This window comes from Cobetia sp. cqz5-12 (genome assembly GCF_016495405.1).
In the GTDB taxonomy this organism is placed as follows: Bacteria; Pseudomonadota; Gammaproteobacteria; order Pseudomonadales; family Halomonadaceae; genus Cobetia.
In genome coordinates, this window is record NZ_CP044522.1 from 3,841,116 (window position 1) to 3,863,203 (window position 22,088).

Here is a 22,088-nt window from a genome sequence, read left to right on the forward strand (position 1 = left end):
CTCAACGAAAATGCCCCGCCGGGAAATCCGGCGGGGCATTTTCACGTGACAGCGAGCCTGAAAATCGCGGGCTCATGTCATGGGGTCATCAAGCTCAGGCAGCGAAGCCTTCGCTCATGTCACCCATCGATTCACGCAGCTTCTTCATCGCGTTCTTCTCGAGCTGACGGATACGCTCGGCAGAGACGCCATAGATGTCAGCAAGCTCGTGCAGAGTCGACTTGTTGTCGCTCAGCCAACGCTGCTGGAGGATGTCGCGTGAGCGCTCATCCAGTGCCGCCAGCGCCTTGAGCAGACGACCGTGGGAGTCGTCTTCCAGGTCCTGCTGTTCCACCTGGGCAGCCGGATCGAGGCTGTGATCTTCCAGATAGTTGGCCGGCGCCTGATAGGCAGAGCTCTCATCGTCGCTGGGACCGGCGTCGAAGCCTGCATCGTGGGCAGAGAGACGGCTTTCCATCTCACGCACCACGGCAGGTTTGACGTCCAGATCGCCCGCGATGGCATCCACTTCATCGTTGTTCAACCAGGCAAGACGCTTCTTGGCGCCACGCAGGTTGAAGAACAACTTGCGCTGAGCCTTGGTGGTCGCGACCTTCACGATGCGCCAGTTGCGCAGCACGAACTCGTGAATCTCGGCCTTGATCCAGTGCACGGCAAAGGAAACGAGTCGTACACCCTGGTGAGGGTCAAAACGCTTGACGGCCTTCATCAGACCGACATTACCTTCCTGGATCAGGTCCGCCTGCTGCAAGCCATAGCCGCTGTAGCTGCGCGCGATATGCACGACGAAGCGCAGGTGCGACATGACGAGTCGACGGGCCGATTCCAGATGATTCTCTTCATGCAACCGCAGGGCCAGCTCATGCTCTTCTTCGGCAGTAAGCACAGCGATACGGTTCACCGACTGAATATAGCCGTTTAGATCTTGACCCGGTGACAGGTGGCCAAGTGGCTGAAGACTGGTGCTCATAGTGCAGATGTCTCCATGGTTGCCTAACACGCATGCAGGTAGTGAGACTGTGAAGGGTGCGACAGGTTCCCGTCAATAGCTGTACATGACGTGTACAATTGTCATGACGAGTAGCACTTCGTAACGCTGTCGGGTGTTCAGTGCGTTTAACCACCCGCCAGCCCCCTTCACTGACGCCCGACATGAATGTTGTCGGAACGTAACTGTTGACCTTCCTGGACAGAAATACTGGCTGAAAACCGCGAAAAATTATCGGAATCAGCGCGGAGAAATACTCGCTAGATGACGTCCGACCGCGATCCAGGCCCCTATCCAGCCCAATATTGTACTCGAAAACAGCAGCGTGGCACCCCCTGCAACGCCTAGTGCGGGCAACATATAGTTGCCGCCATAACTTTGTACAAGGGCCGTCACGGGGGCCGCCAGCCAGTTGCCGCCAAGCGCCAGGATTCCGCAGGCCAGCAGCCCTCCCCCCAGACCGTACCAGGCACCGCTGTAGAGGAACGGACGCCGCACGAAGGCGTGGGTCGCCCCGATCAGCGTCACGACCTCGATCTCCTGACGGCGACTCTCCACTGACAGGCGGATGGTATTGCCCACCACCAGCAACACGCCCAGCCCGAAGAGTAACGCGAGACCCAGCGTCACTTTCTGACCCAGCTCACCCAATTGGCGCAGCCGCTCGAGCCAGGCCAGATCCAGACGTGCGCTGGCGACACCCGGCTCGCCCTCGAGGCGCGTGGCCAGGGCACGAACGGATTCCGGCGTGGTGTCCAGCGGCGTGATGACGATGCTGGCCGGCAGGGGGTTGTCATCCAGCAGGCTCAGCGAGCGCTTGAGGTCCAGCGCCTGGGCGAATTCCTGCATGCCCTCGGCGGCGGTGATCAGGCGCACTCCCCCGACACCGGCGGCATCGCGCAGCGAGTCCGACAGCGTCAGCGCCTGACTCTCGTCGACCGACGTCTCGAGATAGAGGGTGAGCTGAGCGCTGTCATTGAGTTCATTGTCGAGCAGGCGCGCGCTGTCCAGTGCCAGCCACAGCGCCGCCGGCAACGTCAGCGCGATGGCGATGGCCAGCATGGTCAGCAGACTGGCGATGGGCGCGACCAGCAGGCGACGTGCGCTGTCGCGTGCCATGGCAGCGTGATGACGCAGCCAGCTGCGATAGCGGCTCTCGACCGAGACACGACTGGAGCGCGCACCCTTGCGCACCGCACGCTCGGCGGCCTCCGGTGATTCAGGTGCATTCGCGGCAGCCTTGCGCGAGCGCATCTCGGCGCGGGGCTGGCCACGCTCGCGTGAAGAAGAGGGAGACTCGTTGCGGGAACGCGGGGGACTCATCGGGCATCCTTGTCGGCGATCAGACGGCCATCGGACAGCTCCAGCGTGCGATGGTGCAGGCGGGCGATCAGCGCCAGATCGTGACTGGCAATCATCACCGTGGTACCGATGCGATTGAAGTCCTCGAACAGACGCATGATGTCGGCAGACAGTGCGGGGTCCAGATTGCCGGTCGGTTCATCTGCCAGCAGCAGCGCGGGCTTGTTGACCACGGCACGCGCGATGCCGACGCGCTGCTGCTCACCACCGGACAGCTCGATCGGCAGCGCCTTCTCACGATGCAAAAGGCCGACCTTGTCGAGCGCCGCTCGCACCCGCCGCGCCTGTTCACGCGGCGGGACACCCTGGATCATCAGCGGCAGGGCCACGTTGTGGAAGATGTTGCGGTCGGTCAGCAGCTGGTGGTCCTGGAAGACCACGCCGATCTGGCGGCGGTAATACGGCACCTGGGAGGTATGCAGCCGCCCGATATCATGCCCCGCCACCATGATGCGCCCGCGCGAGGGGCGCTCGAGGAGCATGATCAGCTTGAGCAACGAGCTCTTGCCGGCACCGGAATGGCCTGTCAGAAAGACCATCTCGCCACGCTCGACCCTGAAGTCGAGCCCGGCCAGTGCATCGAAGCGCCCTCCATAGCGCTTGCCGACATGCTCGAAGGCAATCATGCCTCGCGCGACTCGGCGTTGGCCTCTTCGCTTGCCTCATCGCCCGCACGTGCAAACAGGGCATTGACGAAGTCATCAGCCGCGAAGGGACGCAGGTCATCGACACCTTCCCCGACACCGATATAGCGGATCGGCAGATTGAGCTGCTTGGCCAGCGCGAAGATGATGCCGCCCTTGGCGGTCCCATCCAGCTTGGTCAGCGTCAGGCCGGTGATGTTGACCGCTTCATGGAAGGTGGAAGCCTGTGACAGCGCGTTCTGGCCCGTGCCGGCATCCAGCACCAGCATCACCTCGTGGGGCGCGGACACATCCAGCTTGGCCATCACGCGCTGCACCTTCTTGAGCTCTTCCATCAGGTGGCTCTTGTTGTGCAGGCGGCCCGCGGTATCGGCGATCAGGATATCGACGTTACGCGCCTTGGCGGCTTCCAGGGCGTCATAGATGACCGAGGCACTGTCGGCGCCGGTATGCTGAGCGATGACCGGCACCTTGTTGCGCTCGCCCCACACCTTGAGCTGCTCCACCGCCGCGGCGCGGAAGGTATCGCCCGCCGCCAGCATCACGCTGCGGCCCTGGCTCTGATAGCGCTTGGCCAGCTTGCCGATGGTGGTGGTCTTGCCGACACCGTTGACGCCGATCATCAGGATCACGAAGGGACCGCTGCCCTTGGCCGGCAGCTCCAGGTCCTTGGCGACCGGCGCCAGCATCACGCGCAGCTCTTCCTGCAGCGCTTCGTAGAGCGCCTGCGGCTCCTTCAATTCCTTGCGCGAGATGCGCGCGGTCAGGTTGTCGATGATCTCGGTGGTCGCCTCGATGCCCACGTCTGCCATCAGCAGCTGGGTCTCGAGGTCTTCCATCAGCTCATCATCGATCTGCTTCTTGCCGAGGAACAGGCTGGCGACGCCCTCGGTAAGATTGGCGCGTGTCTTGCCAAGGCCGGCCTTGATGCGCGCGAAGAAGCCACGACGCGGCTTTTCCCGTCCGTCGCGGGCCGTGTCACGCGCATCGTCGTCCTCGACCACGGCGTCTGCGCCAGCGGCGGCAGCCTCGGCGGCACGAACCTCTTCTTCCTGGCGAGCCTGTTCCAGCGCGGCCTGCTCTTCGGCCTCGATGGCGGCCAGCTGCGCGGCGGCCTGACGCTCTTCTTCCTCGCGAGCCGCGATACGTGCCTCTTCGGCACGCGCTTCACTGGCGGCTTCTTCCGCACGGGCCTGGGCGGCCTGTTCGGCTGCGATGCGCTCGGCCTCTGCCTGGGCGTCCTGCTCGGCAGCCAGACGCTCCGCCTCTTCGCGGGCGGCCTTTTCGGCGGCGGCGCGTTCTGCAGCGGCCTGCTCCTGGGCGATGCGCTCCGCTTCGTCTCGGGCGGCCTGTTCCTGAGCGGCCTGCTCCTGCGCTGCGCGTTCCTGCGCGATGCGCTCGGCTTCTGCCTTGGCGGCCTGGTCGGCAGCCGCCTGCTCAGAGGCGCGGCGCTCGGCTTCAGCTTCGGCCTTCTGTTCTTCGAGCTTCTGAGCCTCGGCCTGCTGCTCTTCGGCCTTCTGAGCCTCGGCCCGAGCCGCCTCTTCACCGGCAAGGCGCTCTGCCTCTACCTTCTCGGCCTCGAGACGCTTCGCCTCGAGCCGCGCTGCCTGCTCGGCATCGGCTTGCTCGTGGGGGGTGGCGTCTTGTGTCTGTTCAAGAGCCTGTTGCTCGAGGGCCTGCTGCTCGGAGGCTTTCTGCTCCTGAGCCTTGTGTTTCTTGCGCTTGAAAAAACCGAACATGGCGAGACAGTCCTGAACTCGTGAAAGTGGCGTCATCCTACCATCCCTTCGGGGCTGAAGGTACGCACCGCGCGGCATCCGGCGTCGCACATGCTAGACTCGCGGCATGAAAAAACGCGCATCCTCCCAAGGCCCCGCACGGGGCAAATCCAACGCGCCCTCGCGCGCTGACAAGCAGCACGGCAAGCAGAGCGGCAAGCGTGGCCAGCCCGCCGGTGGGCCAGGTCGCCTGCGCATCATCGGCGGGCGCTTCAAGCGCCGCCTGCTCAACGTGATCGATGCGCCGGGCCTGCGCCCGACGCCCGACCGCGTGCGTGAGACGCTCTACAACTGGCTGGGCTTTCATGTCGGCGGCGCCCGCGTGCTTGACCTCTATGCCGGCAGCGGCGCGCTGGGCCTCGAGGCGCTGTCCCGTGAGGCGGCGCATGTCACCTTCGTGGAACGCGACAGCCGCGTCGCGCGTGCGCTCGAGGCCAATCTTGCGACCCTCGCCAACGGCGACAGTCTGCCAACACAGGTGGTGACCGGCGATGTCCTGCACTGGCTCGAGACGGCCACTCCCGCAGCGGGCGGCATGGACCTGGTGCTGCTCGATCCGCCCTTCCGGCTCGAGCTGGCCGCCGCGAGCTGCGCACTGCTTGAATCACATGGCTGGCTGAGCGATGACGCCATGATCTATCTGGAAGTGGAATCCGGCCTCGACCCCGTGGTGCCCGCCAACTGGCAGCTGCACCGGGAAAGCCGTGCCGGCGACAGTCACGGCCGCCTGTATCGGCGCCTTGCGCCCGCCTGAGCCACCTTCCCACTTGTGTCGACTCAGGCGGCGTCGTAGTCTGCCTGCAGGCGGGTATCGCTGCGCCATCCGGCAAGGATTCCCGACATGGCCGATATTCATCGCACCAGCATTTACCGCATACCTTTACCGCCCTAAACGAACCCCCTCGGGCCACGACCGTGACTCGACAAGGAGATAGCATGAGCACCGAACTCTTTACCCAACTTGAGCAGAAAGTCGGCCAGGCCATCGACAGCATCGAGATGCTGAAGATGGAAGTCGAAGAGCTGAAGGAAGAGAACCAGCGCCTGACCGAAGCCAAGACAGGTCAGGGCGAAGAGCTGGAGCAACTGCGCCAGACCAATGCTCAACTGCAGGAAGAGCGTGACCAGTGGGCGAGCCGTCTGGAAGCGCTGGTCGCACGCTTCAGCGAGACCGAAAGCGAAACCCAGAGCGCCTGATGCCCCGCGCGTCCGCGCAGGGCCACGTGAACCTGCATTCTTGAACAATGCTCTTGAACAGGAGCACTTGAACGAGAGCTCATGAAAACGCCGCCGACAGGAGACTGTCGGCGGCGTTTTTGTATCGGCACCAGCACAAGGGAGATAGCCGGAGCCCAAGACAGAGGGGCCAGGATTACACCAACGGCAGCGACATGAGCCAGGCATCTTCTCGCCCGCCGTCCGCCAGCGGATAGTAGCCCTTGCGCACTCCATCTCGGGTGAACCCAGCCTTCGCATAGAGGGCTACGGCGGCAGCATTGCTGGCGCGCACCTCCAGCAGCAGACGCTCAAGCCCCGAGTCACGCTGCCAGCCACGCGCCTGCGCGATGGCGGCGGCCAAAAGGCGTGCACCTACCCCCTGCCCGCGCCGTGCTGCGTACACGGTGATCGCCTCGATCTCGGCCTCGAAGGGGCCGCGCGCCAGTACCACGAAGCCGATCAGCTCCGCGGTCGGCGTTTTACCGTCCGACGATTCGCAGGCCTGCCACCAGGCACCCAGCACGCAGCGCGCGTCATCGTTGAGCACATCGACCAGCTGTGACTGGCTCAGGCCGTGTGCCTGGCTGGCCTCGATAGCCTCAAGCGCCAGCAGGGTCGCTTGATCATCGGCCAGCTCACGGATCTTGAGGCGCCGGGCAGCTGACTCGCTCATGAGGCGTCCATCTGCGGCGATGCCGACTGCCACTCGCGTCCCCAGCGAATCAACAATGGCCAAAGTTTACGCTTGGCCTCACTGGAGCGCGCCAGCGCCGGCAATGCCGGCCCCTGCCAGACCGGCAGATTCAGCAGACTTGAGGTCGCCTCGCCGCGCTCGGAAGCGGTGATGCCAAGCACCTCGCGCAGCGTCTGGCTTGCCTCATCATTGCCGAAGATCAACAGCCGCTCCGGCTGCCAGCCGCGCCGCGCCGGACCACTCAGGAAGGCATGCAATCCTTCGCGAGCTTCTTCGAGTGGCGCATTGGCCTTGAGGTTGGGCAACAGCGGCCAGCGGAAGTGGCTGAAGGTGAGTCCTGATGCCGCCTCGATGCCGGCGGCACGCCACAGCGCCTTGAGCAAGGCTTCCCCTTCCAGATGTGGTGCCTCGTCACCGGGCAGCATGATCAACCAGCGCCCCCCCAGCGCCGCCAGCTGAACGCTGAAACGCAGTGGCGGCTTGTCTGCCGCTGGTGGCGTCACAGCCTCATCCGCTGTCGGTGCCTCGGCCGAGACCTGCGTCGGTGGCGTCCCCCACGGGGCGGTGCTGCTGGTCTCGGCAGCGCCGAGCGCCGGCGAGGCAGCCGCAGCGGGGGCTTCGACCGCCGCCGGCGCCATGCCCAGCAAGGCGCGCGCACTCGAGGCCGGAGAAGGCCCTGCCGGGCGTGGCGTCGCGCTGCCGGCCATGCCGCCAGCCTGAGCGGAGGAGGCATGACTGGCATTCTCCGCCTGGTGGGCAGCAGCCGGACGCGGCGCCTCATCGATCAGCGCGTGCAGGCGCGCCTGGGGTGCGACCGCCTCCACCGCTTGCGGCTCGGGCCAGTCACACGCCTGGGTGGGCAAGGCATTGGGCAGCTGATAGCGACCGACCCAGGCGGTCAGTCCCATCGCGTCCAGATATTGCAGGCGTTGCGGTTCAGGGGTCATGGTCAGTGCTTGCCGCCGCCCAGACAGTTGGGGGAATCCGGAATCTCGCCGCCGCGTGCCGCCCACTCCTGCGCGGTGTACAGGTGCAGCGCCAGTGCGTGCACCGGGCCATCCAGCTCTTCGCTGAGCAATGAATATAACTGCTGGTGACGTTTGACCCGCGACAGGCCGCTGAAGCGGTCGCTGACCAGGGTGACCTTGAAGTGGGTCTCGGAATTGGCCGGCACGCTATGCATATGGCTCTCGTTGACGACTTCGACCATCAACGGGTCAAGCGTCGCGAGCTTGGTGTCTATCTGGGTCTGGATGCTCATGCGCAATCTCCTTGAAGGGGGGAAGCCGCACGACGGACATGCGGAAAATAGAGGGTGACGATGCGATCGTCACAACGCAAATGGCCTCGGGCATTATGCCCGAGGCCATTGTAGCGCCTGTCGCCATCACTGACAGTCATTGCTGACGGCGCTTGCCGACAGCGCTTGCGGAAAGTGAGGCGACGGCAGCCATCATGTCGGAGAGTCAGTCAAGATCGGCCAGCAGCTCGTCATCGACTTCGCTGACTTCCAGCGGTGCCTCGTCGTCCAGGTCGACCGCCAGATAACTGTGCTCGACGGTCAGGAAGCGCTCGAAGAGCGCCTTGTCCATCGGCTCCGGCCAATGGCGGGTGTCTTCCTCCCAGGCGCGCAGCTCGCTTTCCAGCACGTCCAGCCAGCGCTCGGAGACGAAGCCATCCAGCGCCTCACGCGTGTCCATCTCGGGAATCAGGTAGACGGTGCTCTCCTGATTGACATCCTCCAGCGCCAGATCTTCGCCTCCCTCGCCTTCGGATTCCAGCGAGTTGATCCAGTCGACAAACGCCTGGGTCGGCTTGACGCTCAGGGCGGAACGGTTAAGCAGCTTCATTCTGCACTCTCCAGGACATTCAGGGACAATTCCGAGACAGGACACACCGTGGATGGCAGCGCCGCTCATGAAGCAGGCACGCGATGCGGGTGAGCCTCGAGGTGTCCAGCGCGCCACTCTGGCAGTGCCAGGGCGCCAGCAGACTGGACGCCGACCATTATGGCCGCTCGCGGGCAACAAAGCCAAGCGCCACCTTGCCTCATCAACCCCGAGCATGCCCCGCGAGGCACTTATCGTCAGTCATTCGTGTGAGGCAGAGACCACAACGCCCCCGATCAGAAATCGGAGGCGTTGTGGGTGCCCTCAGCGTGGCCCCTCACGATGGCGCATCACGCTGACGCATCTGAGGGGCTGGCGGCCTGCTGCTCAGCCCTGCTGCGGACGCATCGCCGGGAACAGCAGCACGTCGCGGATGGAGGCGCTGTCGGTCAGCAGCATCACCAGACGGTCGATGCCGATGCCTTCACCGGCGGTCGGCGGCATGCCGTATTCCAGCGCGCGCACGTAGTCGGCGTCGTAGAACATGGCTTCGTCATCACCGGCGTCCTTCTCGGCCACCTGAGCCTGGAAGCGCTCGGCCTGGTCCTCGGCGTCGTTGAGCTCCGAGAAGCCATTGGCGATCTCGCGGCCACCGACGAAGAACTCGAAGCGATCGGTCACGTGCGGGTTGGCATCGTTGCGACGCGCCAGCGGGCTGACTTCGGCCGGATATTCAGTGATGAAGGTCGGCTGGTCGAGACGGTGCTCGGCGACTTCCTCGAAGATCTCGGTCTCGAGCTTGCCCAGCCCCCAGATCGGCTTGACCTGGATACCGAGTCGCTCCGCCGTGGCGCGTGCGGCGTCGTAATCGGCCAGGTCGACCTCGGTGATGCCATCGCCGTACTTGATGATCGACTCGCGCATGGTCATCTGGATGAACGGCTGGCTCAGGTCGTACTCGCTACCCTGGCAGGTGATCTGCGTGGTGCCGAGCACTTCCTGGGCCGCGGTGCGGATCATGTCTTCGGTCAGCGCGATCAGGTCACGGTAGTCCGCGTAGGCCCAGTAGAACTCGAGCATGGTGAACTCGGGGTTGTGACGCGTCGACAGCCCTTCGTTGCGGAAGTTGCGGTTGATCTCGAACACGCGCTCGAAGCCACCCACCACCAGACGCTTGAGGTAAAGCTCCGGCGCGATGCGCAGGTACATTTCCATGTCCAGCGCATTGTGGTGCGTGATGAACGGACGTGCGGTCGCGCCACCCGGAATCTGCTGCAGCATCGGCGTCTCGACTTCCATGAAGCCGCGATCGCTGAGGAAACGACGAATGGAGGCGACGATGCCGGCACGCAGCGCGAAGGTGCGGCGTGACTGCTCGTTCATGATCAGGTCGACATAGCGCTGGCGATAGCGCATTTCCTGATCGGACAGACCATGGAACTTGTCCGGCAGCGGACGCAGGTTCTTGGTCATCAGCTGCGCGCTTTCGATCATGACGTACAGATCGCCCTTGCCGGATTTGTGCACCGGGCCACTGGCACCGACGATGTCACCGATGTCCCAGCTCTTGATGTCCTCGAGCAGCGCTTCCGGCAGGCCCTTCTTGTCGACGTAGAGCTGAATCTGGCCGGAGACTTCCTGCAGCACGATGAAGGGGCCACGTTTGCGCATGATACGCCCGGCGACGGCGGCCTTGCGGTCCAGCGTCTCCAGCTCGGCCTTGTCCTTCTCGCCCAGCTCTTCCATCAGGTCAGCGGCGAGGCTGTCACGACGGAAATCATTCGGGAAGGCACTCTTGCCTTCGGCGGCGGCCTGCTCGCGGCGGGCATTCAGCTTGGCGCGACGTTCGGCGATCAGGCGGTTCTCTTCCTGAGCCTGTTCGGCGGCCTGCTGCTCATCAATGGCGGGGGTCTGCTCTGTCGACATGGAGGGGCCTGTCTCGTGTCAAAGGGTCATGGCCTGGGCCACGACAGATCATGATCAGCCTGACGATTGTGACCATCAGGGCTGACCGCGATACGGGGATTCGTGGCCTCCGCCGGCGAGACCGGCGGAGGCGAATAGGCGCTGGGCCGCGAGGGGACTCGCGCTCAGAGCCCCATCTTGAGGCTGGCGACGATGAAGTCATCGAGGTCGCCGTCGAGCACCTTGTCACAGTTGCTCGACTGGACGCTGGTCCGCAGGTCCTTGATGCGCTGGTCATCGAGGACGTAGGAGCGGATCTGGCTGCCCCAGCCGATATCGGACTTGGAGTCCTCGAGTTCCTGCTTGGCGGCGTTGCGCTTCTGCATCTCGGCTTCGTAGATACGCGCCTTCAGCATCTTCATGGCGCGGTCACGGTTGGAGTGCTGGCTACGCTCGGTCTGGCAGGCCGCCACGATGCCTGTCGGCACGTGGGTGATACGTACCGCGGAATCGGTGGTGTTGACGTGCTGACCACCGGCGCCGGAGGAGCGATAGGTATCGGTGCGCAGGTCGGCCGGATTGATGTCAATCTCGATGTTGTCATCGATTTCCGGCGACACGAACACGGACGCGAACGAGGTGTGACGACGGCCGCCGGAGTCGAAGGGACTCTTGCGGACCAGACGGTGCACGCCCAGCTCGGTGCGCAGCCAACCGAAGGCGTAATCGCCCTCGACGTGGATGGTCGCGGACTTGATGCCGGCGACTTCACCGGCGCTCGCCTCGACGATCTCGGTCTTGAAACCGTGATGCTCGGCCCAGCGCAGGTACATGCGCAGCAACATGTTGCCCCAATCCTGCGCTTCGGTACCGCCGGAGCCTGCCTGGATGTCGAGGTAGGCGTTATTGGCGTCCATCTCACCCGAGAACATGCGACGGAACTCGAGCTTCTCGAGACTGGCCTTGAGCTGGTCCAGCTCGCGGACGACTTCGTCCACGGTGCCTTCGTCCTCTTCCTCGACCGCCATTTCCAGCAGGTCGGAGCAGTCGGACAGACCGTTGCTCATGTCGTCGAGGGTCTTGACGACCAGCTCCAGCGACGCACGTTCCTTGCCGAGCTTCTGCGCGTAGTCCGGGTCATTCCAGACATCCGGATTCTCGAGCTCGCGAGTGACTTCCTCTAGCCGATCCTGCTTTTCGGCATAGTCAAAGGTACCCCCTCAGGACTTCTGCCCTTTCGGACAGGTCCTTGATGAGGTTGGTGATCGGATTGATCTCTTGCATGGTCGTCCTGTCTTGAGGCGATGATGCGTGAATGGGTGCGCGGCGATCCTGTCGCAAGCGACGGGTTCCGCCACATGCCACCCGAAGGTGGATGTGCAGATCGACAGCGCGCAAAGCCCGATATTGTAGCCATTTCCCGGCGTGGCGACCATGCCCGGCCCATCATCCGTGGCCAGCTGGCAAGCAATGGCTCTCGGCTGTCAGGCATGCCGCCCCTCAGCGGGCAGGCGGCGAATACGACCAAAGTCATTCAAACGTCCGTCAGCCCCGAATGGCCCGATTTTCCACGCATTGCATGACGTTTATCGAATGCATGCATAAGCCATCCATTTTTTAACATGGACAGCGGGCAGCAAAAGATTCGATGGTAGAAGGCGACACTCGTATTACCCCTAACAACAATAGCGAGCCTCCCTATCATGGCACGACTGCACTCCCCCTCTCATACCCCGGTGCTCCCCAAACGCTTCGCGCTCAAACGCCTGGCAAGCTCCCTGCTGCTGGTCGGGAGCATCGCCGCGTCCCCGGGCGTGATGGCCGATACCCTCAAGCTGGCGATCATGGGGGAACCGGCCTCGCTGGACCCGCAGCAGATCTCCGGCACCTGGGAAAATGACGTGGTGGGCGATCTCTTCGAGGGGCTGGTCACCGAAGCCGCCGATGGCGAGCGCATCCCCGGCGCGGCCGAGTCATGGAACATCTCCGAGGACGGCAAGACCTACACCTTCACGCTGCGTCAGGACGGCAAGTGGTCCGACGGCGAGCCGGTGACCGCCGAGGACTTCGTGTTCGCGCTCAAGCGCATCATGACACCCGAGAATGCCTCGGATTACGCCTATATCCTGTATCCGATCAAGAATGCCAAGGCCATCAACAGCGGCGAGGCCGAGCCGGATACCCTCGGCGTGCGAGCCGTGGATGACCACACTCTCGAGATCACCCTCGAGCGCCCGACGCCCTACTTCCTGGACCAGCTCTCGCATTACACCGCCTACCCGCTGCCGAAACATGTGGTGGAGAAGTACGGCAAGGACTGGACCGACCCCGGCAAGATGGTCTCCAACGGCGCTTTCGAGCTGAGCGAGTGGCAGCCACAGACCCGCATCGTCGCGCTCAAGAATCCTGAATTCCACGATGCCAGGGAGGTCGCGCTGGATGAGGTGATCTACTACCCCATCGAGGAGCGCAACAGCGCCCTGAAGCGCTTCCGTGCCGGCGAGATCGACATCGCACGCGAATTCCCGACCCAGCAATACGGCTGGCTGAAGGACAACCTGCCGGACGCCACCCACGTCGCGCCCTACCTGGGCATCTACTACTACGTGCTCAACTCGCGCGATGGCCATGCCACGGCAGACCCGCGGGTGCGTGAGGCACTCAACCTCTCCATCCGCCGCAAGGTCATCACCGACAAGATTCTCGGTACCGGCGAAGTGCCGGCTTACAGCTTCGTACCCACCGGCGTGAACCACTACGACATCCAGGAGATGCCCTTCAAGGACATGTCGATGGATGAACGCATGCAGAAGGCAAGGTCTCTGATGGAGGACGCCGGTTACGGCCCGGACAACCCGCTGGAGCTGACCCTGCGCTACAACACCAGCGAAGACCACAAGAAGGTGGCCATTGCCGCCGCCGCGATGTGGAAACCGCTGGGCGTGAAGGTCAATCTGCTGAATGCCGAGGTCGCGGTGCACTACGAGGACATGCGCCAGGGCAAGTTCGATGTCGGTCGCGCCGGCTGGATCGGCGACTACAACGACGCCCAGAACTTCCTCAACCTGCTGGAAACCGGCGTGCCCAACAATTACGGCGCCTATTCCAACCAGGCGCTGGATGACGACATGCACAAGGCCGCCGATACGCTCGACATGGATGACCGAGAGGCCCTGATGCAGGACGCCGAGCGCAAGGCGCTGGATGACTATGCCGTGCTGCCGATCTACTACTACGTGTCGCGCAATCTGGTGAACCCCAAGCTCAGCGGCTGGCAGGACAATATCGAGGATACCCACCGCTCGCGCTGGGTCTCGTTCTCCGAGTGAGGCGAGCCCTGTGAGCCTCTGATCTGGCTCGCCGCTCTCCAGATCGTCATGGGTCCACGCTCGTGTCCGTCAGGGCAGGAGCGTGGCATCTGCCAAGGATGGCACCAGAAGATGACGTCGTGCCCCACGGGCGTGACAAGGAGTTCATGCATGTCCCCCACCTCACCGATGCAATGCGCGGCAAGCCTCGGCGCAGGCCTGCTGCTGTCCGTTCTTTCCCTCTCCCTTGGCGCTTCCGGTAGCGCCATGGCAGCACAAGCTACAAGCTCCATAAGCCCCGCAAGCCAGGACGAACAGATCCTGCGCATCGCCAATGGCGCCGAACCCGGCTCGCTGGACCCGCAGCAGACCAGCGGCACCTGGGAGACACGCATCGTGCGTGATCTGTTCGAGCCGCTGATCGCCTACTCCGCCGACGGCGAGCTGATTCCCGGGCTGGCAGAGCGCTGGGAGTCGTCCGCCGATGGACGGATCTGGACCTTCCATCTGCGCGAGGGGCTTGAGTGGTCAGACGGCACGCCGTTGACCGCCGCGGATGCGGTCTTTGCGCTGCGCCGCCTGCTGACACCGGCTACCGCGGCCCACAACGCCACCCTCTACTACCCGATCGTCAATGCCCGCGCAGTGAATACCGGCGCGCTGCCCTCGGATCAGCTCGGCGTGGCCGCGCCCGATGCGCAGACACTCACCATCACGCTCAGTCATCCGTCGGCAACACTGGAACAGACACTGGCGATGAGCGAAGCCGCCCCGCTGCCCCGCCACGTGATCGAGGCCAAGGGCGATGACTGGACACGTCCGGCCAACATGGTCACTTCCGGCGCCTTCGTGCTCAAGGAATGGACGCCACAGTCACATATCACCCTGACACCCAATGCACGCTATCACGGTGCTCAGAACGTCGCCCTCGGCGAGGTGGTCTATCTGCCCATCGAGGAGACGCATGCCGCACTCAATCGCTTCCGCGCGGGCGAGGTCGATCTCGCCTACGGGGTGCCCGCCAGCCATTTCGCATGGATTCAGGACAATCTGCCCGAGGCCCTGCATACCTACCCGATCCTCGGCGAGTATTTCTATGTCTTCAATCTTCGTGATGGCTCTCCGGTCGCCGACAAACGCATCCGTCGTGCGCTGAATCTGGCCACGCGTCGTGAGGTGATCACCGACAACATCCTCGGCATGGGCCAGATCCCCTCCTGGCATTTCGTGCCCGAGGCGTTGAGTGAACATCAGGGCGCGCGCTTCGACTTCGCCGACTGGTCGATGGACCGGCGCATGGCGAAGGCCCGCGAGCTGATGGCAGACGCGGGCTACGGGCCAGACCACCCGCTTGAGCTGACTCTGCGCTACAACACCCTGGAAGACCACAAGAAGATCGCCGTGGCGCTCGGCGCGATGTGGAAGCCGCTGGGCGTGCAAGTGACGCTGACCAATACCGAGGCTGCGGTGCATTACCGGGATCTGGCGCTGGGCGATTTCGAGGTCGGCCGTTACGGCATGATCGCGACCATCGCCGATGCCTACGACTTCCTGAACGCCTTCAGCAGCGACAACACCTCCAACGCACCCGGGCTCAGCTCACCGGCCTACGATGCGCTGATCGAGGCGGTGGCGCGCGAGGGCGATGACGATGCTCGCCGGCAACAACTGCACGATGCCGAGCAGTATCTGCTCGACCACGATGTGGTGCTGCCGCTCTACGACTACGTCACCTCCAGCCTCGTGACCCCCGCCATCAGCGGCTGGGCCCCCAACGCGCTGGACGTTCACCCGAGTCGCTATCTGCATATCGACACCTCGCACTGACCGATGACAGCCACCCATAACAACGACACACCCGGGCAGCGGCCCGAACGGAGCACTGGATGCTGAGCTACACCCTCAAACGGTTGCTGCAGGCGATTCCCACCCTGCTGATCGTGATCACCCTGTCGTTCTTCCTGATGCGGGTCGCCCCGGGCGGCCCCTTCGATGGCGAGCGCCGCCTGCCGCCGGAAATCGAGCAGAACCTGCGCGCGGCCTATCACCTGGATGAGCCATTGCCGATGCAGTATCTGCGCTATCTGGGCGATCTGGTGCAGGGCGATCTCGGTCCGTCCTTCAAGTACAAGGACTTCGATGTCAGCGAGCTGATCAGCCAGGGCTTCCCGGCCAGTCTGGAGCTGGGCATGTGGGCGATTCTGGCCGCGCTGCTGATCGGGGTGCCGCTGGGGGTGATCGCGGCCATCCGGCGCAATTCGACGGCAGATTACGTGGTGATGAGTACTGCGCTGGCGGGGATCGCGGTGCCCAACTTCGTGATCGCCCCGCTGCTGGCGCTGGTGTTCGGCGTGCTGCTCGGCTGGTTGCCGGCCGGCGGTTGGAACGGTGGCGCCTGGCAGAACCTGCTGCTGCCGGTGGTGGCACTCTCCATCCAGCAGATCGCCTACATCGCCCGCATGATGCGCGCCAGCATGATCGAGGTACTGGGCAGTCACTACATCCGCACCGCCCGCGCCAAGGGGCTGAGCGAGTGGAAGGTAATTCTGCGCCATGCCTTGCGACCGGCGATGCTGCCGGTGGTCTCCTACCTCGGCCCGGCCATCGCCGGGATCATCACCGGCTCGGTGGTGATCGAGCAGATCTTCGGCATTCCCGGCATCGGGCGCTATTTCGTGCAGGGTGCGCTCAATCGTGACTACACCCTGGTGATGGGCACGGTGGTCTTCTATGGCGCCTTGATCCTGCTGCTCAACCTGATCGTCGATCTGCTCTACAGCATGCTCGACCCGCAGATCCGCTACGACGACTGACCCGAGGCCCTGACATGTCACAGACAACTCCCGCCCCCCACGGCACCGGCGCTGCCAGTGCCTTCGACGGCCAGCCCCCTGCGGCACCGGCAGGCGACAGCCTGACCCGCGATGCCTGGCGTCGTCTCAAGCAGAACCGCGCCGCCATGTGCAGTCTGGTGGTGATGACCCTCGTCGTGCTGGCCTGCCTGATCGGCCCATGGCTGACGCCCTACGAACTCGACGAGGTCGACTGGAACGCCATCGGCACCGGCCCGGACCTGGCCTCCGGCCACATCTTCGGCACCGACGTCAACGGCCGTGACCTGCTGACCCGTACCCTCCATGGCGGCCAGATCTCGCTGTCGGTGGCGCTGGTCGCCACCTTCGTCAGCCTGGTGATCGGCGTGCTCTACGGCGCTGTCTCCGGCTACTTCGGCGGACGCACCGACAACCTGATGATGCGCTTCGTCGACATCATGTATTCGCTGCCGTTCATGTTCCTGGTGATCCTGCTGATGGTGGTGTTCGGTCGCAACATCTTCCTGATCTACGCCGCCATCGGTGCAGTGGAGTGGCTGGACATGTCGCGCATCGTGCGCGGCCAGGTGCTGGCACTCAAGAAGCGTGAATTCGTCGAGGCGGCGCATGCACTCGGCGTGCGCGATCTGCAGGTGGTCACCCGCCACCTGATCCCGAACGCGCTGGGCCCTGTGATCGTCTACGTCACGCTGACGGTGCCCAAGGTCATCCTGCTGGAGAGCTTCCTGTCATTCCTCGGGCTTGGCGTGCAGGAACCGCTGACCTCCTGGGGCGTGCTGATCTCCGAAGGCAAGGACATGATGGAGACCGCGCCCTGGATGCTGCTGGTGCCCTCGGCCTTCCTCGCCGCGACCCTGTTCTGCCTCAACTTCCTCGGCGATGGCCTGCGTGACGCCCTCGACCCCAAGACTCGCTGAACCGGAGCGCTGATCATGACCTCTTCACCTTCACCCTCCGGCACCGCCTCCAGCCTGCCGCCAGCGCGCAATGCCGCCGACCAGGCACGCGCCGACACCCTGACTCGCCTGGGGCTGGCCGCCGAGGCGCCGGGCACACCGCCGCTGATGGAAGTCGATGACCTCAAGGTCGACTTCCAGCTCCCGGACGGCGCGGTACCCGCCGTCAAGGGCGTCAGTTTCACCCTCAACAAGGGCGAGACGCTGGCGCTGGTCGGCGAGTCCGGTTCCGGCAAGTCGGTCACGTCCACCGCCATCCTGCGTCTGCTGCCGGAACTCGCCGAGATCAAGGGCGCCATCCGCCTGCGCGGCGAAGACCTGCTGAGTGCCTCGACGCGGCGCATGCGCGAGCTGCGCGGCAACCGCATCGCCACCGTCTTCCAGGAGCCGATGACCTCGCTCAACCCGCTGCATCGCATCGGACGGCAGATCATCGAGGTACTGGCACTGCATCGTGATCTCAAGGGCCGCGCGGCCCGTCACAAGGCGCTGGAGCTGCTCGAGCAGGTCGGCATTCCGGAGCCGGCGCGACGTATCGACAGCTACCCCCATGAGCTGTCCGGTGGTCAGCGTCAGCGCGTGATGATCGCCATCGCGCTGGCCTGCGAGCCGGACTTGCTGATCGCCGATGAGCCGACCACCGCGCTGGATGTCACGGTGCAGGCGCAGATCCTGCGGCTGCTCAAGTCGCTGCAGCAACGCTACGGCATGGCGATCCTGTTCATCACCCACGACCTGAGCATCGTGCGCCACTTCGCGGACCGCGTCTGCGTGATGCGCCACGGCGAGCTGCTGGAGACCGGCACCACCCACGAGGTCTTCGACAACCCGCAGCACGCCTACACCCGCATGCTGATCGATGCCGAACCGGCCGGCGAGAAGGCACCGGTGGCCGCGGATGCACCGGTACTGCTGTCGGCACGCGATGTGCGCGTCAGCTTCACCATCAAGCGTCCGCTGTTCGGCCCCAAGGTCGCCTTCGAGGCGGTGCGCGGCATCGATCTCGAGGTCCGTCGTGGCCAGACCATCGGCATCGTCGGCGAGTCCGGCTCCGGCAAGTCCACGCTGGGTCGTGCCCTGCTGCGTCTGCTCAAGAGCCAGGGCAACATCGACTTCGATGGCGTGGACATCGCCGCGCTGGACAAGTCCGGCATGCGGCCACTGCGCTCGCGCATGCAGGTCGTCTTCCAGGACCCCTTCGGCTCCCTGTCGCCGCGCCTGACCGTGGGCGAGATCATCAGCGAAGGCCTGCGCGTGCATCATCCGGAGCTCAATCGCGCCCAACGCGACGCACAGGTCTGTGAGGCACTCTGTGAGGTCAGCCTCGACCCCGGCATGCGCAATCGCTATCCGCATGAATTCTCCGGTGGCCAGCGCCAGCGTATCGCCATCGCGCGCGCCCTGGTGCTCAAGCCGGAATTCCTGCTGCTGGATGAGCCGACCTCGGCGCTGGATCGCTCGGTACAGGTCACGGTGATCGACCTGCTGCGCGACCTGCAGGCGCGTCATGGCCTGACCTACCTGTTCATCAGCCATGACCTGGCGGTCGTGCGTGCACTGTCAGACCACCTCATCGTGATGAAGGAAGGCGAGGTGGTGGAAAGCGGCAGTACCCACGCCATCTTCGAGGCACCCCGTGAGCGTTATACGCGTGAATTGATGCAGGCCGCCTTCGCCCCGGACCTGGGCCAGGCGCACCACTGACACCCTGAAAAGATGACATGCCTGATGGGCGCTGCGGCGCCCATCAAGACCCCGCTTTGCCTGAGAAAAGGCTCAGGCAAGGGCAGCCGAGTCGGTCACGCGAATCGACATTGGCTGCCAACCGGGTGCTTGCACCCGACCGAGGCCGGAGCAGGATGCTCCGGCATTCCCCACACCGATGGAAAGACATGCACAGGATGACGATGCAACCTACAACAACAGCCAGCATCCCCCTTCTCACTCACCCTCGTCTGCGTCACGCGATTGGCACAGCCCTGCTCGGCATGGGACTGCTGAGCATGAGCCCCATGGCTCAGGCCATCGAGGTCTACAAGACGGATACCGACCGCGTCGAGTTCAGTGGCCGCCTGGCGGCGTTTGCCGTGATCCAGGATGGCGCACACGATGAGGTCTACAACGGCGGCTCGCGGGTTCGCCTGATCCACGAGCATCAGTTCGAGCAGGGCTGGAGCTCCATCATCCGCGCCGAATGGGGCTTCGACCCCTGGTTCAAGGATGGCACCGATGCTCACTACAAGCGCATGCTCTACGCGGGAGCGGCACACGAGAAATGGGGCAGCTTCACGGTCGGCAAGCAGTATGGCCCCTGGTACGACATGGTGGCCGTCAACACCGACTGGTTCTGGATCAATGGTGGCGAGGCATCCGGTACCTTCGAAGGCCGCAGCGGAGATGGGGGTCTGCATGGCACGGGACGCCCGGACAACTCGCTGTACTGGAAGAAGGGTTTCGGGGAGTTCACCGTCGGCCTGCTCTACCAGCTCGGTCATGATGGCCAGCACAGCAACGAGACCTCGCTCTTCGAGGACGGCGTCTTCACCACCGAGACCGAGTACTCAGGCTATGAGCGCGACTACAGCTATGAAGCCGCGCTCAACTGGCATCCGAACGAGGACGTCACGGTGGGCGGGGTCTTCCACCATACGGAGCTGAGCGACTACGAGAGCGGCAACAGCGAGAACGGCGATGTCGATGCCTGGTTGCTCGGCGGTCACTGGTCGCCGGGCAACTGGTACATCGCGCTCGTCGGCGGGGAATATCGCAACCACATCGCCGGCAGCACCCTGGACTCCTCGAAAGCCTTCGTCGACAAGGCGCGCGGCGCGGAATTCGTGATCAACTACAAGTTCAAGGAGGTCATCTGGGGCGATGACAGCGTCGAGCTCTATGGCGGCCTGAACCACCTGGAAGACACCGACAGCGAAGCCCGCTACGCCTATCAGATTCTGGGCGCGGCCTGGCGGGTCAAGGACCTGACGCTGGCCACCGAGTATCGCTTCGACAACAGCCGCCAGTCAGACGGCAGCGAGTACAGCGCCGACCGCGACCAGCTGATGTTCCTGGCACGCTACGACTTCTGATCGTCATGTCAGACGCTGGTGACGGACCGCCGAAGCTCGCGCTGAGGCGATGGTCCCGCCCCTGCCGGATGGCCTCCGGCGGGGGCAACAAAAAACGCCCGGTCATGTGACCGGGCGTTTCTGTATGGGTTGTCCTGAGATCCGCTCAGCGTATCAGCCGCTTACCTACTCAGAAGCGATAGGTCGCGCCAAGACCGAAGCCATGCGCTTCATTCTCGTAATCGGCTTCATAGGTCCCACGGTTGGGCTCGCTCAGGCTGACGGTGGCCGTCTCTTCCCACAGGTAGGTGTAGGCCATGTCGATGGTCAGCTCCGGCATCGGCGTCCAGCCGGCCCCCAGCGAGAAGATGGTGCGATCCCCGGACGGGATACGCGCACTGCGATGCTCATCCACGGTCGGGCTGTCATCGAAGGCCATGCCGGTACGCAGCACCCACTGCGGATTGAGCTGATAGCTCAGACCGACCGCATACTGCCAGCTGTCCTCGTAGCCCTGCTCCTCGACGATGTCGTTCATGTTGTCGACTTCCACCGCGATCTCGTCGAAGCGGCTCCAGTGCACCCAGGTCACGCCCGCCATCAGCGTCCAGCGATCATCCAGCTTGTGCGTCACGGAGAAGTCGATGCTTTCCGGCAAGGTCACGTCCAGCGACGCATCCTGCTCGGTATTCGCAAAGCCCGCGCCAGTGAAGACATTGTTGTACTTGGCCTCGCCGTCCAGGCTGTAATCCACCTTGGAGCGATAGGACAGACCGAGACGGGTACTTTCCACCGGCTGGAAGATGACCCCGACGTTGTAGCCCCAGGCGGCATCGTCGCCCTTGATCTTGACCTTGCCATCCCCTGCGCCGACATCGACAGTATTCGACGTCAACTCACCCTTGATGCTGTTGTAGGTCACACCGGCACCGATGGCCCACTTGTCATTGATGCGATAGGAGATGGTCGGCTGGGCGGTGACCACCTCGACTTCACTGTAATTGGCGAAATAACGGCCACGGAAATCAGAGCCATAATCGGTGATCACACCAAAGGGCGCATAGACCCCGAAGCCCAGTGCTACCTGATCGTTAATCGGTTGCACGTAATAGAAGGAAGGCACTGCCGCCCCCGGCACCATGTCGCCATCATTTCCGCCAGAGACTGGCCGACCGAGTGCATCATTCGCGCTGGCGACATCAATATCGGTATTGACGTCCAGATAGGTCACCCCACCGGTGATCTGGGCGCGATCCAGGAAGGACATGCCGGCCGGGTTGCCGAAGACGGTGGAAGCATCATTGGCATTCGAGGCGCGCCCGGCGAAGGAGGTGCCCTGAGTACTGACGCTCTGCTCGTTCAGCTGGAAGGCCCCCGCGTGAACGCCACCGGCATAAGCCGTGGCAGCCGCTGCCAGCGCGACCCCGAGGGTGAGTTTGTTCATCTTGTTTTTCATTATGGATGGCGTCCCATTGCAGGTGGCTTGGAGAGCTGCATGTTGTTGTTA

The 22,088-nt window shown here is 63.8% G+C and carries 19 protein-coding genes; 8 read left to right on the top strand and 11 right to left on the bottom strand.

What is annotated here, in order from left to right; all coding sequences use genetic code 11:
* Positions 1-94: 94 nt before the first annotated feature.
* From rpoH to ftsY, 4 genes are all read right to left on the bottom strand, one after another.
* Positions 95-970, bottom strand: coding sequence for an RNA polymerase sigma factor RpoH (gene rpoH / locus F8A90_RS15895; RefSeq protein ID WP_043336284.1), 876 nt, complete (start codon positions 968-970; stop codon positions 95-97).
* A gap of 258 nt (positions 971-1,228) precedes the next feature.
* The gene (ftsX, locus tag F8A90_RS15900) at positions 1,229-2,242 is read right to left on the bottom strand and encodes a permease-like cell division protein FtsX (protein ID WP_200020084.1); all 1,014 of its coding nucleotides are present in this window, start codon (positions 2,240-2,242) and stop codon (positions 1,229-1,231) included.
* Positions 2,243-2,307: 65 nt separating this feature from the next.
* A complete protein-coding gene (gene ftsE, locus F8A90_RS15905; RefSeq protein WP_200017904.1) occupies positions 2,308-2,976 on the bottom strand; it encodes a cell division ATP-binding protein FtsE in 669 nt (222 codons plus the stop codon).
* A complete protein-coding gene (ftsY, locus tag F8A90_RS15910; protein WP_200020085.1) occupies positions 2,973-4,388 on the bottom strand; it encodes a signal recognition particle-docking protein FtsY in 1,416 nt (471 codons plus the stop codon). The genes ftsE and ftsY overlap by 4 nt, the downstream gene beginning before the upstream one ends.
* 451 nt (positions 4,389-4,839) lie before the next feature.
* Between ftsY and rsmD the strand changes: the two genes are divergently transcribed.
* The gene (gene rsmD / locus F8A90_RS15915) at positions 4,840-5,526 is read left to right on the top strand and encodes a 16S rRNA (guanine(966)-N(2))-methyltransferase RsmD (protein WP_200017906.1); all 687 of its coding nucleotides are present in this window, start codon (positions 4,840-4,842) and stop codon (positions 5,524-5,526) included.
* Positions 5,527-5,708: 182 nt separating this feature from the next.
* The gene (zapB, locus tag F8A90_RS15920) at positions 5,709-5,969 is read left to right on the top strand and encodes a cell division protein ZapB (protein WP_200017907.1); all 261 of its coding nucleotides are present in this window, start codon (positions 5,709-5,711) and stop codon (positions 5,967-5,969) included.
* Between the two features lie 175 nt (positions 5,970-6,144).
* Here the strand turns inward: zapB and F8A90_RS15925 are convergent, their stop codons facing one another.
* The 6 genes from F8A90_RS15925 to prfB all read right to left on the bottom strand — a co-directional run bounded on the left by F8A90_RS15925 (position 6,145) and on the right by prfB (position 11,702).
* The gene (locus F8A90_RS15925) at positions 6,145-6,663 is read right to left on the bottom strand and encodes a GNAT family N-acetyltransferase (protein WP_200017910.1); all 519 of its coding nucleotides are present in this window, start codon (positions 6,661-6,663) and stop codon (positions 6,145-6,147) included.
* Positions 6,660-7,631 carry a hypothetical protein gene (locus F8A90_RS15930; protein ID WP_200017911.1) on the bottom strand — a complete coding sequence of 324 codons (972 nt, stop codon included), beginning with the start codon at positions 7,629-7,631 and terminating at the stop codon, positions 6,660-6,662. Before F8A90_RS15930 ends, F8A90_RS15925 begins: the two co-directional genes overlap by 4 nt.
* Before the next feature lie 2 nt (positions 7,632-7,633).
* A complete protein-coding gene (locus F8A90_RS15935; RefSeq protein ID WP_200017915.1) occupies positions 7,634-7,945 on the bottom strand; it encodes a BolA family protein in 312 nt (103 codons plus the stop codon).
* Positions 7,946-8,150: 205 nt separating this feature from the next.
* Entirely contained in the window at positions 8,151-8,534 is a 384-nt protein-coding gene (locus F8A90_RS15940; RefSeq protein ID WP_043336300.1) for a hypothetical protein, read from the bottom strand.
* A gap of 366 nt (positions 8,535-8,900) precedes the next feature.
* Positions 8,901-10,439 (bottom strand): lysine--tRNA ligase, encoded by a 1,539-nt coding sequence (gene lysS / locus F8A90_RS15945; RefSeq protein WP_200017917.1) that lies wholly within the window; start codon positions 10,437-10,439, stop codon positions 8,901-8,903.
* 164 nt (positions 10,440-10,603) lie between these two features.
* Positions 10,604-11,702 (bottom strand): peptide chain release factor 2 gene (prfB, locus tag F8A90_RS15950; RefSeq protein WP_107335890.1). Its coding sequence is split into 2 segments (ribosomal slippage): positions 10,604-11,626 and positions 11,628-11,702, totalling 1,098 coding nucleotides; the frame shifts between segments, so codons are not numbered across the junction.
* Positions 11,703-12,121: 419 nt separating this feature from the next.
* Between prfB and F8A90_RS15955 the strand changes: the two genes are divergently transcribed.
* From F8A90_RS15955 to F8A90_RS15980, 6 genes are all read left to right on the top strand, one after another.
* The gene (locus F8A90_RS15955) at positions 12,122-13,747 is read left to right on the top strand and encodes a peptide ABC transporter substrate-binding protein (RefSeq protein WP_200017918.1); all 1,626 of its coding nucleotides are present in this window, start codon (positions 12,122-12,124) and stop codon (positions 13,745-13,747) included.
* 150 nt (positions 13,748-13,897) lie between these two features.
* Positions 13,898-15,553, top strand: a complete 1,656-nt coding sequence (locus F8A90_RS15960) for a peptide ABC transporter substrate-binding protein (RefSeq protein WP_200017919.1) — start codon at positions 13,898-13,900, stop codon at positions 15,551-15,553.
* A gap of 59 nt (positions 15,554-15,612) precedes the next feature.
* A complete protein-coding gene (oppB, locus tag F8A90_RS15965; RefSeq protein WP_043337152.1) occupies positions 15,613-16,539 on the top strand; it encodes an oligopeptide ABC transporter permease OppB in 927 nt (308 codons plus the stop codon).
* Positions 16,540-16,553: 14 nt separating this feature from the next.
* Entirely contained in the window at positions 16,554-17,477 is a 924-nt protein-coding gene (locus F8A90_RS15970) for an ABC transporter permease (RefSeq protein ID WP_200017920.1), read from the top strand.
* A gap of 147 nt (positions 17,478-17,624) precedes the next feature.
* On the top strand, positions 17,625-19,220 hold the full coding sequence (locus F8A90_RS15975; RefSeq protein WP_191237856.1) for an ABC transporter ATP-binding protein: 1,596 nt from the start codon (positions 17,625-17,627) through the stop codon (positions 19,218-19,220).
* Positions 19,221-19,519: 299 nt separating this feature from the next.
* On the top strand, positions 19,520-20,602 hold the full coding sequence (locus F8A90_RS15980; RefSeq protein ID WP_200017921.1) for a porin: 1,083 nt from the start codon (positions 19,520-19,522) through the stop codon (positions 20,600-20,602).
* A 169-nt stretch (positions 20,603-20,771) separates the two neighbouring features.
* Here F8A90_RS15980 and F8A90_RS15985 read toward each other — a convergent pair whose 3' ends face one another.
* Positions 20,772-22,025: an OmpP1/FadL family transporter gene (locus tag F8A90_RS15985; RefSeq protein ID WP_233593362.1), complete on the bottom strand. Its 1,254-nt coding sequence runs from the start codon at positions 22,023-22,025 to the stop codon at positions 20,772-20,774.
* Positions 22,026-22,088: the final 63 nt, after the last annotated feature.

Coding starts and splice junctions, on each gene's coding strand:
- zapB (WP_200017907.1), top strand. CDS start 5,709: ATGAGCACCGAACTCTTTACCCAACTTGAGCAGAAAGTCGGCCAGGCC.
- rpoH (WP_043336284.1), bottom strand. CDS start 970: ATGAGCACCAGTCTTCAGCCACTTGGCCACCTGTCACCGGGTCAAGAT.
- F8A90_RS15960 (WP_200017919.1), top strand. CDS start 13,898: ATGTCCCCCACCTCACCGATGCAATGCGCGGCAAGCCTCGGCGCAGGC.
- F8A90_RS15935 (WP_200017915.1), bottom strand. CDS start 7,945: ATGAGCATCCAGACCCAGATAGACACCAAGCTCGCGACGCTTGACCCG.
- F8A90_RS15940 (WP_043336300.1), bottom strand. CDS start 8,534: ATGAAGCTGCTTAACCGTTCCGCCCTGAGCGTCAAGCCGACCCAGGCG.
- F8A90_RS15970 (WP_200017920.1), top strand. CDS start 16,554: ATGTCACAGACAACTCCCGCCCCCCACGGCACCGGCGCTGCCAGTGCC.
- F8A90_RS15980 (WP_200017921.1), top strand. CDS start 19,520: ATGAGCCCCATGGCTCAGGCCATCGAGGTCTACAAGACGGATACCGAC.
- ftsX (WP_200020084.1), bottom strand. CDS start 2,242: ATGCGCTCGCGCAAGGCTGCCGCGAATGCACCTGAATCACCGGAGGCC.
- F8A90_RS15975 (WP_191237856.1), top strand. CDS start 17,625: ATGGAAGTCGATGACCTCAAGGTCGACTTCCAGCTCCCGGACGGCGCG.
- F8A90_RS15925 (WP_200017910.1), bottom strand. CDS start 6,663: ATGAGCGAGTCAGCTGCCCGGCGCCTCAAGATCCGTGAGCTGGCCGAT.
- F8A90_RS15955 (WP_200017918.1), top strand. CDS start 12,122: ATGGCACGACTGCACTCCCCCTCTCATACCCCGGTGCTCCCCAAACGC.
- F8A90_RS15930 (WP_200017911.1), bottom strand. CDS start 7,631: ATGACCCCTGAACCGCAACGCCTGCAATATCTGGACGCGATGGGACTG.
- ftsE (WP_200017904.1), bottom strand. CDS start 2,976: ATGATTGCCTTCGAGCATGTCGGCAAGCGCTATGGAGGGCGCTTCGAT.
- lysS (WP_200017917.1), bottom strand. CDS start 10,439: ATGTCGACAGAGCAGACCCCCGCCATTGATGAGCAGCAGGCCGCCGAA.
- F8A90_RS15985 (WP_233593362.1), bottom strand. CDS start 22,025: ATGAACAAACTCACCCTCGGGGTCGCGCTGGCAGCGGCTGCCACGGCT.
- oppB (WP_043337152.1), top strand. CDS start 15,613: ATGCTGAGCTACACCCTCAAACGGTTGCTGCAGGCGATTCCCACCCTG.
- rsmD (WP_200017906.1), top strand. CDS start 4,840: ATGAAAAAACGCGCATCCTCCCAAGGCCCCGCACGGGGCAAATCCAAC.